The organism is Sphaerisporangium cinnabarinum, assembly GCF_055567015.1.
The window spans coordinates 1-11,281 of record NZ_JBVHRG010000010.1 but is presented as its reverse complement, the minus strand read 5'-3'; the positions used below and the strand labels follow the sequence as shown (position 1 = coordinate 11,281).

At 76.1% G+C, this 11,281-nt stretch carries 14 protein-coding genes; 5 read left to right on the top strand and 9 right to left on the bottom strand.

What is annotated here, in order from left to right; translation table 11 throughout:
- Positions 1–104 precede the first annotated feature (104 nt).
- The 3 genes from ACZ4MO_RS14540 to ACZ4MO_RS14530 all read right to left on the bottom strand — a co-directional run bounded on the left by ACZ4MO_RS14540 (position 105) and on the right by ACZ4MO_RS14530 (position 3,209).
- Complete coding sequence (locus ACZ4MO_RS14540; RefSeq protein ID WP_175009620.1) at positions 105–356, bottom strand: hypothetical protein; 252 nt, start codon at positions 354–356, stop codon at positions 105–107.
- A gap of 356 nt (positions 357–712) precedes the next feature.
- A complete protein-coding gene (locus ACZ4MO_RS14535) occupies positions 713–2,281 on the bottom strand; it encodes a molybdopterin-dependent oxidoreductase (protein ID WP_175009621.1) in 1,569 nt (522 codons plus the stop codon).
- Between the two features lie 88 nt (positions 2,282–2,369).
- Positions 2,370–3,209: an SDR family oxidoreductase gene (locus ACZ4MO_RS14530; RefSeq protein ID WP_255437333.1), complete on the bottom strand. Its 840-nt coding sequence runs from the start codon at positions 3,207–3,209 to the stop codon at positions 2,370–2,372.
- Positions 3,210–3,404: 195 nt separating this feature from the next.
- Between ACZ4MO_RS14530 and ACZ4MO_RS14525 the strand changes: the two genes are divergently transcribed.
- From ACZ4MO_RS14525 to ACZ4MO_RS14515, 3 genes are read left to right on the top strand one after another with little or no spacing between them, the layout of a single operon-like run.
- Positions 3,405–4,460: a putative F420-0 ABC transporter substrate-binding protein gene (locus tag ACZ4MO_RS14525; protein WP_175009623.1), complete on the top strand. Its 1,056-nt coding sequence runs from the start codon at positions 3,405–3,407 to the stop codon at positions 4,458–4,460.
- Entirely contained in the window at positions 4,457–5,551 is a 1,095-nt protein-coding gene (locus tag ACZ4MO_RS14520) for a putative F420-0 ABC transporter permease subunit (RefSeq protein ID WP_186810471.1), read from the top strand. The genes ACZ4MO_RS14525 and ACZ4MO_RS14520 overlap by 4 nt, the downstream gene beginning before the upstream one ends.
- Positions 5,527–6,369, top strand: coding sequence for a putative F420-0 ABC transporter ATP-binding protein (locus ACZ4MO_RS14515; RefSeq protein WP_499279131.1), 843 nt, complete (start codon positions 5,527–5,529; stop codon positions 6,367–6,369). Before ACZ4MO_RS14520 ends, ACZ4MO_RS14515 begins: the two co-directional genes overlap by 25 nt.
- Positions 6,370–6,376: 7 nt before the next feature.
- Here ACZ4MO_RS14515 and ACZ4MO_RS14510 read toward each other — a convergent pair whose 3' ends face one another.
- The 4 genes from ACZ4MO_RS14510 to ACZ4MO_RS14495 form a co-directional block, all read right to left on the bottom strand.
- Positions 6,377–6,802, bottom strand: coding sequence for a TIGR03667 family PPOX class F420-dependent oxidoreductase (locus tag ACZ4MO_RS14510; RefSeq protein WP_175009625.1), 426 nt, complete (start codon positions 6,800–6,802; stop codon positions 6,377–6,379).
- A 2-nt stretch (positions 6,803–6,804) separates the two neighbouring features.
- A complete protein-coding gene (locus ACZ4MO_RS14505; protein ID WP_209827548.1) occupies positions 6,805–7,248 on the bottom strand; it encodes a CoA-binding protein in 444 nt (147 codons plus the stop codon).
- A 66-nt stretch (positions 7,249–7,314) separates the two neighbouring features.
- Complete coding sequence (locus ACZ4MO_RS14500; RefSeq protein WP_175009627.1) at positions 7,315–7,782, bottom strand: anthrone oxygenase family protein; 468 nt, start codon at positions 7,780–7,782, stop codon at positions 7,315–7,317.
- Positions 7,779–8,717: a Rossmann-fold NAD(P)-binding domain-containing protein gene (locus ACZ4MO_RS14495; RefSeq protein WP_222592413.1), complete on the bottom strand. Its 939-nt coding sequence runs from the start codon at positions 8,715–8,717 to the stop codon at positions 7,779–7,781. The genes ACZ4MO_RS14500 and ACZ4MO_RS14495 overlap by 4 nt, the downstream gene beginning before the upstream one ends.
- Before the next feature lie 137 nt (positions 8,718–8,854).
- On the opposite strand from ACZ4MO_RS14495, the gene ACZ4MO_RS14490 reads away from it, so the two are divergent.
- Positions 8,855–9,805 (top strand): cupin domain-containing protein, encoded by a 951-nt coding sequence (locus ACZ4MO_RS14490; RefSeq protein ID WP_175009628.1) that lies wholly within the window; start codon positions 8,855–8,857, stop codon positions 9,803–9,805.
- A gap of 6 nt (positions 9,806–9,811) precedes the next feature.
- On the opposite strand, the gene ACZ4MO_RS14485 is transcribed toward ACZ4MO_RS14490, so the two are convergent.
- Positions 9,812–10,315, bottom strand: a complete 504-nt coding sequence (locus tag ACZ4MO_RS14485) for a YfcE family phosphodiesterase (RefSeq protein ID WP_175009629.1) — start codon at positions 10,313–10,315, stop codon at positions 9,812–9,814.
- Between the two features lie 50 nt (positions 10,316–10,365).
- On the opposite strand from ACZ4MO_RS14485, the gene ACZ4MO_RS14480 reads away from it, so the two are divergent.
- A complete protein-coding gene (locus ACZ4MO_RS14480; protein ID WP_175009630.1) occupies positions 10,366–10,773 on the top strand; it encodes a PNPOx family protein in 408 nt (135 codons plus the stop codon).
- Positions 10,774–10,828: 55 nt separating this feature from the next.
- On the opposite strand, the gene ACZ4MO_RS14475 is transcribed toward ACZ4MO_RS14480, so the two are convergent.
- A partial coding sequence (locus tag ACZ4MO_RS14475) for a hypothetical protein (protein WP_499279130.1) occupies positions 10,829–11,281 on the bottom strand: 453 nt, incomplete at its 5' end.

Genomic DNA, 11,281 nt, shown 5'->3' with positions numbered 1-11,281 from the left:
GCGGGTGCCCGACGGCGTCGGGCACCACGGGCGGTCGCCGACCGCTCGTCGCAGGCTGTGACGGGCCCACCCGTCCGGGTCTAGTGAGGACCTGCCGCGGGCCGTCAGGCCTGCCCCGCGGCGGGGTTCCCGTTCTTCCGGAGGCTCACCGGTGATGGCCGGGTCGACGCCTGTGCCTCCATGGTAGCCGCCGCCCGGCGGCGCGCGGTGTAGGCGTCGATGTCGCGCGCGACGAGCCACTCGAGCGTGAGCGGCGGCCCGGCGGCGGCCGACGGGGCGGGAGCGGCGGGGAGGGCGGGCGCCGACGACGGCACCGTGGTCGGGCGGTAGCGGGGGAAGTGCGGGGGAACGTACATGGTGGTCTCGCGTCCTGTGCTCGGCTGGCGTCCGTGGGTGCAGACCCGGTCGTGGCGTCGGACTCATCGCTGAGCCGTGGCGCGGGACCGGCGACCGTCACGCCCCGTCGCAGGGAGGGAGGGGCGGGAGGCTGCTCGCGGACACCAGGTCGAGGCTGCGCAGGGCGCCGCGAGCCCTCAACAACAGGTGGCGGAGACGACCCGCGGGCGCGCGAGGACGAGCGTGCTGCTCGTGGGGCGCGCGGGGGTCACGAGCACATGGTGCCAGCGCGTCCGCGGCGGGACAACCTCCGGTCCACCACCCGGACCCGGAGGCGCTCCGTCGTGCCGTGCGCCCGGCCCTTCGCCCGGGCCGCTCACCGCACGCGGACGGCGACCTCGTGCCAGCCCGACGCGCCGTCGGGCGCGGGCGGGGCGACGTCGGCCGTCTGGGTGCGCCCGTCGGCGTCCGTGGCGCGGACCGTCAGCCGGTGCTCCCCCGGCGTCGCGTCCCACGCGTACGACCACTGCCGCCACGTGTCCGGGCCGACGGTGGCGGCGAGCATCGCGGCGCGCCACGGGCCGTCGTCCACGCGCACCTCGACGCCCTCGACGCCCGTGTGCTGGGCCCACGCCACGCCCGCGACGACGACGTCCCCCGCGTCCACGGCCGCACCGTCGCGCGGCGTGTCGACGCGCGACGCGAGCTTGATCGGCCCGCGCTCCGACCACCCGCGCGTGGACCAGTAGGCGACGTCGTCGGCGAACGTCGTGACCGTGAGCTCGGTGACCCACTTCGTCGCGGACACGTAGCCGTACAGCCCGGGCACGACAAGCCGGGCGGGGAACCCGTGCTCGGCCGGCAGCGCCTCGCCGTTCATCCCGACGGCGAGCAGGCTCGCCCGGTCGGGGTCGGTGAGGGCGTCGAGCGGCGTGCTCGCCGTCCACCCGTCGGCGCTCGTGGACAGCACCATGTCCGCGCCGTCCTGCACGCCCGCGCGCGCGAGCAGCTCGCGCACCGGGTACCCGAGCCACCGCGCGTTGCCCACGAGGTTCCCGCCGACCTCGTTGGACACGCACGTGAGCGTGAGGTGGTGCTCGACGAGCGGGAGCGCGAGCAGCTCGTCGAGCGTGATCTCGAACGGGTCGTCGACGAGCCCGGAGACGCGCAGCGTCCACGACGCTGGGTCGACCTGGGGCACGCGCAGCGCCGTGTCGATGCGGTAGAAGTCCGCGTTCGGGGTGACGTACGGCGCGAGCCCGGGGACGCGCAGGTCCGCCCCGGCGGGGACGGCGGGGGCCGGGGTCGCGGGGGCGGGCAGCCGCAGCGCGTCGCGCGCTGCCGTCACGGCTCGCGAGCCGGCGGACACCGCGCGCGACGTCGCGAGCGCGACGACGCCCGCCGCCGCGGCCAGTCCCGTGACGAGGAGGAACCGGCGGCGGTCGAGGCCGCCGGGCGTCGTCGTCGCGTCGTCGGAGCCGGAGAGCGCGGCCGGGCCGCGCAGCGTCCGGAGCGTCGCGCGCAGCAACAGCACGGCGACCCCCACGCCGACCAGGCTCGGCAGCGCCCAGGCCACGTTCCCGCCCGGCCGGGCGGCGGCGACGACCGCCCCGACCGCCCCGACGGCGGCGAGCAGCAGCGTGCCGGACGGCGGACGGCGCAGCTCGAGCCAGCCGCTCAGGGCCGCGCCCGCGGCGAGCACGACGCCCATGACCCCGAGCAGCACCGCCTTGTCCGCGGTGCCGAAGGTCGCCACGGCCCAGTCCTTGAGCGGCCCCGGCACCGCGTCGACGACGCCCGCCCCGGCGGCGAACAGCGGGCTCGACCCGGGCGCGACCACCGCGGCGACGAGCTCGGCGACGGCGAACCCGACGGCCGCCGCGACGACGCCCGCGAGCGCCGCCCGTCCGCCCGCGTGCCCTGCTGCCTGCCGCTGCCCCGTCATGCGCGTCCTCCCGTGGTCCAGTAGACGCCGGGCCGGCCCCGAGCGCCATCGTCGGTTCGGAGCGGCACCGCTCCCGGACGGGTCGGGGTCAGCGGGCGGGCGGGTCGGCGTCGGGCACGGGCTCCACGCCCTTCGGGACGAGCGGCGCGCGCCACAGGGAGTACGTGGAGGCCTGCGCGACGGGCCGCAGGATCAGCGAGTCGATGTTGACGTGGTGCGGGCGCGTGACGGCGAACGTCACGACGTCCGCGACGTCGTCGGCGGTGAGCGGGTCCACGACGCCCGCGTAGACGGCGTCGGCCCCGGCCTGGTCGCCGTGGTAGCGGTTGAGCGAGAACTCGGGCGTGTGCACGAGGCCGGGCGCGATCTCGATGACCCGGATCGGCTCGCCCACGAGCTCGAGGCGGAGCGTCTTCGCGACGCCGAGCAGCGCGTGCTTGGACGCGACGTAGCCGGAGCCGCCGACGTACGTGTCGTGGCCCGCGGTCGACGTCATGAGCACGATGTCGCCGCGGCGCGACGCGCGCAGGAGCGGGAGGAACGCCTGGGTCACGCGCACGGTGCCGAGCACGTTCGTCTCGTACATCGCGCGCCACTCGTCGATCTTCGCCTCGTCGACGGGGTCGACGCCGAGGCCGAAGCCCGCGATGTTGAGCAGCGCGTGCACGGGCCCGCGGGCCCCCGCCTCGGCGACGAGGCGCGCGACGTCGTCGTCGGAGGTCACGTCGCCCACCACGGGGTGGGCGCCCGTGCGCTCCGCGACCTCGGCGAGCCGGTCCGCGCGGCGCGCGAACGCGACGACGTCCCAGCCGCGGGCCCGCAGGAACCGCACGCACGCCTCCCCGATGCCCGACGACGCGCCGGTCACCACGGCGCGCAGGGGCGAGGTCGCAGGGGCGGGGGCGGGCGGGTTCGACGGCTCGGTCACGACGCACACTCTGTCACGGTCGCGTGTGTAGGCTGGACGACGGACCGCGAACCCCTCGATCGTTCGCCGGAGCGACCTCGTCCTTGGGTCGCGGGTCCGCCCGACGCGAGATGGCGCGTCCGACCTGGAGAGCCCGCGTCCCCGCCCGGGGACCGCCGTCCGGCTCTCTCCCCGCCTCGCCCCCGGAGCAGCTCCGTGCCCTCGCGCCTCACGCCGTCCCCTGCCCCTCGCCGACCCGTCCGCGCCGCCGTCGGCGCGGCGGCCCTCGCCCTCGCGCTCGCCGCCTGCTCGTCGGGCACGACGCCCGGAGGCGACCCGACCGGGGAGGGCGGCGCGACGTCGTCGGGCACGCCCGGGAGCACCACGTACCCGCTCACGCTCGACGACTGCGGGTTCGAGGTGACGTTCGACGCCGCGCCCGAGCGCGTCGTGACGATCAAGTCGAGCACCACGGAGATGCTGCTGGCGCTCGGGCTCGGCGACCGGATCGTCGCGAGCGCGTTCGCCGACGGGCCCGTGCCCGAGTCGCTGGCCGACGCCGCCGCGGACGTCCCCGCGGTCGCGGAGCCGCTCTCGGACCAGGTCCCGGGCGCGGAGGCGGTCCTGGAGACCGAGCCCGACCTCGTCTACGCCGGCTGGGAGTCCAACCTCACGGCCGACGGCGCGGGCGACCGCGAGACGCTCGCGCAGCTCGGCGTCGCGACCTACGTGTCCCCCGCCGCGTGCAAGGCGCCGGAGTACATGCCGGACCCGCTGACGTTCGACGACGTGTTCGCCGAGATCACCGAGGTCGGCACGATCTTCGACGCGCAGGACGCCGCGGCGGACCTCGTCGCGGAGCAGCGCGCGACGCTCGACGGCGTCGTCCGCGACGACCGCGGGCTGACCGCCCTGTGGTACTCGTCGGGCGACGACATCCCGTACGTCGGGGCGGGCATCGGCGCGCCGCAGATGATCCTCGACGCGGTCGGGCTCGAGAACGTCGCGGGCGACGTGCACGACACCTGGACGTCGTACGCGTGGGAGGAGGCGGTCGCCGCCGACCCGGACGTGCTCGTCCTCGTCGACGCCGCCTGGAACACCGCCGAGGCGAAGATCGAGCGGCTCGAGTCCAACCCGGCCACGGCCGAGATGACGGCCGTGCGCGAGGGCCGCTACCTGACGATCCCGTTCCCGGCGACCGAGGCGGGCGTGCGCAACGTCGACGCCGTCGTCGACCTCGCCGCGCAGCTGGAGGCGCTCGACCTGTGACGACCCTGCGCACCCGGCCCGCACCCGCCGCGGCCGACCGTCGCCCGGACCGCACCGGCCCGGCCGGTCGCGCGCGGCGCGGCGCGGCCTGGTGGGTGCCGGCCGGCGTCGTCGCGCTCGTCGCCACGGTGCTCGTCACGGTGACGATCGGGCCCGCCGACCTCGCCGTCGGCGAGGTGTGGCGCTCGGTCGCGACGCACCTCGGGCTCGGCGGGCTGCTGGGCCTGGAGCCGCTCGGCGCCCTGCAGGACGGCATGGTGTGGCAGCTGCGGCTCCCCCGCGTGCTCACCGCCGCGGCCGTGGGGGCCGGGCTCGCCGTGTGCGGCGTCGTCATGCAGTCGCTCACGCGCAACCCGCTCGCCGACCCCTACCTGCTCGGGCTGTCGTCCGGCGCGTCGCTCGGCGCGGTGCTCGTGCTCGTCGCGGGCTGGACGGTCCTGCTCCCGGTCGCGGCGTTCGGCGGCGCGGTGCTCGCGCTCGTCGCCGCGCTCGGGCTCGCGGGCGCGCTCGGGGCGCTCACGCCCACGCGGACCGTGCTCGCCGGGCTCGCGGTGAGCCAGCTCGCGGCGGCCGCGACGAGCTTCGTCATCTTCTGGTCGGCCACCGGCGACTCGTACCGCGAGATCCTGTCGTGGCTCATGGGTTCGGTCGCGGGCGCGACGTGGACCTCGGTCGCGGTCGCGGGCGGCGCGACGCTCGTGCTCGGGACGCTGCTCGCGTCGACCGGCTCGGTGCTCGACGCCTTCACGTTCGGCGACACCGCGGCCTCCGCGCTCGGGGTCGACGTCGCGCGCGTGCGCTGGACGCTCCTCGTGGGCGTCGCGCTGCTCACCGGCGCGCTCGTGTCCCAGTCGGGGTCCATCGGGTTCGTCGGCCTGATCCTGCCGCACGCGGTGCGGCTCCTCACCGGCGCCCGGCACCGGCTGCTCCTGCCGCTCTCGGCGCTCTTCGGCGCGACGTTCCTCGTCTGGGCCGACACGCTCGCGCGCACGGTCTTCGCGCCGCGCGAGCTGCCCGTCGGCATCGTCACCGCCGCGATCGGCGCCCCGGTGTTCGCGCTCCTGCTGTGGCGTGGCCGGAGGGTCGCGTGAGCGCCCCCGCGGTCGTGGGGACGGCCGGGCTCGACGCGGAGCGCGTGTCCTGGTCGGTCGACGGTCGCCTCATCCTCGACGGCGTCGACTGCACCGCGCCCGCGGGGTCGGTGAGCGGGCTGCTCGGCCCGAACGGCTCCGGGAAGTCCACGCTCCTGCGCGTGCTCGCGGGCGTCCGGCCGCCGTCGACGGACCCCGACCGGGACGGCGCCCGCGTGCGGTTCGACGACGCCGACCTGCTCGCGCTGCCGCGCCGGCAGCGGGCCCGGGTGCTCGCGCTCGTCGAGCAGGACGCGACGACCGACCTCCCGCTCTCCGTGCTCGACGCGGTGCTGCTCGGCCGCATCCCGCACCGCTCGCTCCTCACGGGCGACTCCGCGACCGACCGCGAGCTCGCCCGGGCGGCGCTCGCGCGCGTCGGGATGGCGGGGTTCGCGGACCGCGAGGTCGCGACGCTCTCCGGCGGCGAGCGCCAGCGCGTGCACCTCGCGCGCGCCCTCGCGCAGGAGCCCGCGCTCCTGCTGCTCGACGAGCCGACCAACCACCTCGACATCGCCGCGCAGCTCGACACGATGCGCGTGCTGCGCGACCTCGCCGACGACGGCGTCACCGTCCTCGCCGCGCTGCACGACCTCAACCTCGCGGCCCAGACGTGCGACCACGTCGTCGTGCTGGCGGACGGCCGGGTCGTCGCGGCGGGCGACGTGCACGACGTGCTCGTGCCGGACGTGCTGGACCCGGTCTACGGCGTGCGGTGCGAGGTGCTCACGCACCCGCGCACCGGCAGGCCGGTGCTGACGTTCGAGCCCCCGGTCTGAGGAACCCTCAGAAGCCGCGCAGTCGTTCGAGGCGCACGCGCAGCGTCACGGCGTAGTCGTCGTGGAAGCCGTCGGGCGTCGTGCCGAGGCCGCGGATGCCGTCGTCGTACTTCGCGTCGTACGCCGCGCGCTCCGCGGCCGAGAGACCGTCGTCGTCGACCGACGCCGTGCCGGTGAGCACCACGACGTCGCCGCCCGACGCCGTGCTGTTGAGGTGCACCGCGACGCGGGGGTTCGCGCGGACGTTGCGCAGCTTGGCCGTGCGCGGCTGGGACTTCACGACGATCTCGTCGGCACCGTCCCAGCGGAACCAGACCGGCGTCGGCTGCGGCGTGCCGTGCGGGTCCACGGTGGCGAGCCACACGACCTGCTCGTCGGCGAGCCGCGCCGCGGCGCGTGCGCCGAAGCGCGTCGCGGTGTCGACCGTCGGCACCGTCAGGCCTCCTCGGACGCGGCGAGGCGGGGCAGCTCGATCGCGGGGCAGCGGTCCATGACCATGTCGAGCCCGGCGTCGCGCACGCGCCGCGCGGCGTCCTCGTCGATCACGTCGAGCTGGAACCACACCGCCTTCGCGCCGATCGCGATCGCCTGGTCGGCGACGTCGCCCGCGAGCTCGGAGCGCACGAACACGTCGACGACGTCGACGGGGAACGGGACGTCCGCGAGGCTCGCGTACCCCTGCTCGCCGTGGACGGTCTCCGCCGACGGGTGCACGGGCACGACGCGCTTGCCGTGCTGCTGCAGCACGCGCGCGACCCCGTAGGCCGCGCGCGCGGTGTTGTCGGACAGGCCGACGACGGCCCAGGTCTCGGTGCCCTCCAGGACCCGACGGACGGTGTCCTGCTCGTCGGCCGGCGCGGCCGCTGTGACGTCGCTCATGTCGTGCGCAACCGGGTCCCGCCCGCGGCTATTCCGGGCGGGACCCGAGGCCCGCATCCGGCCACCTCAGACCAGCGCGAGGGCGAGCAGCGCGGTGGACGCCGCGCCGGCCACCGTCCGCACGTGGTTCCACGCGAGCCAGCGGGGCAGGAACGCCGCCCACACCGCCGCCAGGTCGCCCTCGCGTGCCGCGGCGTCCAGGCGCTCGTTGAGCGGGACGTTGCCCACGGCCGTCACGCCGAGGATCCCGACGAGCGCGACGACCGCGCCCGCGAGCGCCCACCCCGCCCCGGCCGCGCCGGTGACGAGCCCGACGACGGCCGCCGCCGCCGGGAGCAGGACGCTCGCCGCGAGCAGCAGCATCAGCGGCGGCCGGAGCGCGTCGCGGTTGATCGCGACCATCGCGCCGCCGCCCTCGCCCGGCGGGAGACGGCGCAGCCCGCCCGTCACGAACGTCGAGAACGCGAAGAGCACGCCGCCCGCGAGCCCCGTCGCGACGGCGGCCGCGACGACGAGCGCCGCGAACGCGGTCACGGCGTGGTCTCCGCAGTGCGGGTGCCGGCGCTGCTGCCCGAGGCCCACGCGCCTGCCTCCCGCGACGCGAACTCGCGGAAGTCCCGCGGCTCGCGGCCGAGCGCCGCGCGGACGCCGTCGGTCACGGGGGTCCCGCGCCCGTCGAGCACCTCGGTGAAGAGGTACCGCATGAGGTCGACGACGTCGTCGGGCAGCCCGGCCGCGGCGAGGCCCGCGACGAACGCGTCCATGCCGACGGGCTCGTAGCGGACGTCGTGCCCGCTCGCGGCGGCGATCTCCGCGACCGCCTCGCGAAACGTCAGCGCGCGCGGCCCGGTGAGCTCGAGGACGCGGCCCGCGAGGGCGTCGCCCGTGAGGGCCGCGACCGCGACGTCGGCGACGTCCTCGAGGTCGACGAACGGTTCCGCGACCTGGTCGACCGGGAGGGCGAGGACGCCGTCGAGCACGGGCTCGAGGAGGAAGCTCTCGCTGAAGTTCTGGTCGAAGAACGCGCACCGGACGACCGTGCGCGCCGGGAACGCCGCGCCGACGAGCTCCTCCGCGCGCTGCGCCTCCTCCTCGCCGCGCCCGGAGAGCAGCACGAGGCGGTGCACGCCGGCGTCGTGCGCGCGCGCCGCGAGCCGGGCCACGGTCTCCGGCGCGCCGGGCACCGCGAGGTCGGGCGCGTACGCGACGTACACGGCCGCGGCGCCCGCGAGCGCAGGACCCCACGTCGTGTCGTCGTCCCAGTCGAAGCGCACGTCGCCGGAGCGTGACGCCCGACGCACAGGGACGCCGGCCGCGTCGAGCCGGTCGGCGACCCGGCGGCCGGTCTTGCCGGTCGCGCCGAGCACGAGCACGGTCCCGGACGCGGGTGCCGGTGCGGCGGAGGGCGCGGCCGCGCGGGCGGGAGCCAGGGTCGGGGTGGTGGCGGTGGGCGGGGTCGAGGCAGTCATGGTGTCTCCCGAGGTGCGGCGGCTGGAGCGGTACGGGTCCCACCCAACCCGCCCACCGCGAGACGTTCCATGGCCGTCCGGCTCGCCCGCATACGCGATCGTCTCGTCGTGCGGGGTGAGCGGCGTACGCTGGCGCGATGGACGTCGTCGCCGGGCTGCTCGACGGGCCGCGCGCCCGCGGGGCCTTCCTCCTGCGGAGCCACCTGCGCGCGCCGTGGGGCATGCGCATCGAGGACGAGGCGCCGCTGACGATCGTGCCCGTCCTGCGGGGCTCCGGCTGGGTCGGGCCCGGGGTCGGGGGCACGTCGTCCGACCCGGGAGAGCACGTCAGCGCGGGCGACGTCGTGCTCCTGCGCGGCCCGGACCACTACGTCGTCGCCGACGCGCCGACCACCGCGCCCCAGGTCGTCGTCGGCCCGGCGTCGGACATGTGCCGCGCGGTCGACGGCGGCCCCTCCCCCATGACCGTGCTCGGCGTGCGGTCGTGGGGCAACGACCCGGACGGCGAGACCGTCATCGTCACGGGCACGTACCCGCTCGACGGCGAGGTCGGGCGCCGGGTGCTGCGCGTGCTGCCCCAGCGCGTGGTCCTGCGCCGCGGGGACGTGGACGGGACGCTCGTGGAGATGCTCGCGCGGGAGGTCGTGCAGGACCTCCCCGGCCAGGAGGCGGTGCTCGACCGGCTCCTCGACCTCCTCCTCATCTCGTGCCTGCGCACCTGGCTCTCGCGCGACGACGCGCCGGGCTGGTACCGGGCCGACGCCGACCCCGTCGTCGGGGCCGCGCTCCGGCTCGTCCACCACGACCCGGCGCGCGCCTGGACCGTCGACACGCTCGCGCGGGAGGTCGGGCTGTCGCGCGCCGCGTTCTCGCGCCGCTTCACGGCGCTCGTCGGCGAGCCGCCGATGGGCTACCTCACCGGCTGGCGCCTGGACCTGGCCGCCGACCTCCTCCTCGAGCCGGACGCGACGCTCGCCTCGGTCGCGCGCGCCGTCGGGTACGCGACGCCGTTCGCGCTGAGCGCCGCGTTCAAGCGCGTGCGCGGCGTGAGCCCGGCGGCGCACCGGGCGCGCGCCGGCGCGGCGTGAGGTCGTTCAGCGCGCGACGGGCACGAGCTCGACGTCCCGCAGCGCACCGTCGTCGACGACGGCCGTGAGGAACGTCCCGACCGGCTGCCGGCGGCGGTCCGTCGGCGAGCCGGGGTTGAGGAGACGCAGGCCGCCCGGCGACGTCGTGTCCCAGGGGATGTGGCTGTGCCCGAACACGAGCACGTCCACGTCGGGGAACGCGGCGTCGGCGCGACGTTCGCGCCCGTCCTTCCCGCCCGTCTCGTGCACGACGGCGAGCCGCAGCCCCTCGACCGTGGTGCGCGCGACCTCGGGCAGGCGCGCGTGCAGGTCGGGGCCGTCGTTGTTCCCCGCGACCCCGACGAGGCGCGCCGCGCGCGCCTCCAGCGCGTCGAGCAGCTCGGCGCTCACCCAGTCGCCCGCGTGCACGACGACGTCCGCGTCGTCGACCGCGCGCCACACCTGGTCCGGGAGCGCCCGGGCGCGGACCGGGACGTGCGTGTCGCTGAGCAGCAGGAGTCGGGTGGGCACGCCGCCACGATAGGTCGCGGTCCCGGGGCGCGCCGGGTGACGATGGGCCCATGCCGATCCCGCACTGGGTGACCCGCAGCAACAAGCGCTTCCTCAATCCCGTCGTGCTCCGCGTCGCGACGGGCGTCGGGCCGATGGCCGTCGTCCGCCACGTCGGTCGGCGCAGCGGTCGCGAGTACCGCACGCCCGTCTTCGCGTTCGCCTACCGCGACGGCCCGACCGGTCCGGTGCGCGTCGCGTTCGCCCTCACCTACGGCCCCGACGTGGACTGGGTCCGCAACGTCGAGGCGGCCGGGGAGTTCGTCCTCGAGCGCCGCGGCGTGGAGTACGCCGTCGACGACGTGCGTCGCGTGACCGGCGCGGACGGCCTGCGGCTCCTGCCCGGCTGGACGAGCGCGATCCTGCGGCGCGCGGGCGTCGACGAGTTCCGGACCGGACGGCTGCGCCGGGCATCTTGACGGAAGGACGTAGTCAAGTCCGCTGCCCGCAGCGATGTTGTCAGTTCTGGGGCCGCTAAGAAAGGCCGATCGGCGTTGGCGCCAGCACGGACGCGACGAGTTGTTCCGCGTCAGTGCCCCCGGCCTGCACCAACCCTGCCGATGACGTCTCGGTCTTCAGAAGCTCCGGCTGCGCCAACTTCTTCATTGCATCGATCACGTCAACCACGGGATATTGGCGCCGATCGGCGAGGTAACGCGCGACCTGTCGCGCAGCTGGACGCGGAAGATCAACTTCCTTCGGAAGTTGGGCATCCGCATAGATAAACGCGGTCACGACCTCCCACGCCATGTAAAACGTCTCGACGAACGCGCCGTCGTACGGAACGGGGCAAATAACCAGGTCCCGGCGTTCGTCTTTTCGAACCGCATCCGGGACTGCTGCAGGAACGGTTGACACTCCATCTGCGGGACGAGGTCCTGCTGGAAGGATGTCGTTGTGCCTAAGAAGTTCCCGCCTGAGTTCAAG

Coding starts and splice junctions, on each gene's coding strand:
- ACZ4MO_RS14480 (WP_175009630.1), top strand. CDS start 10,366: ATGCCGATCCCGCACTGGGTGACCCGCAGCAACAAGCGCTTCCTCAAT.
- ACZ4MO_RS14535 (WP_175009621.1), bottom strand. CDS start 2,281: ATGACGGGGCAGCGGCAGGCAGCAGGGCACGCGGGCGGACGGGCGGCG.
- ACZ4MO_RS14495 (WP_222592413.1), bottom strand. CDS start 8,717: ATGACTGCCTCGACCCCGCCCACCGCCACCACCCCGACCCTGGCTCCC.
- ACZ4MO_RS14490 (WP_175009628.1), top strand. CDS start 8,855: ATGGACGTCGTCGCCGGGCTGCTCGACGGGCCGCGCGCCCGCGGGGCC.
- ACZ4MO_RS14505 (WP_209827548.1), bottom strand. CDS start 7,248: ATGAGCGACGTCACAGCGGCCGCGCCGGCCGACGAGCAGGACACCGTC.
- ACZ4MO_RS14540 (WP_175009620.1), bottom strand. CDS start 356: ATGTACGTTCCCCCGCACTTCCCCCGCTACCGCCCGACCACGGTGCCG.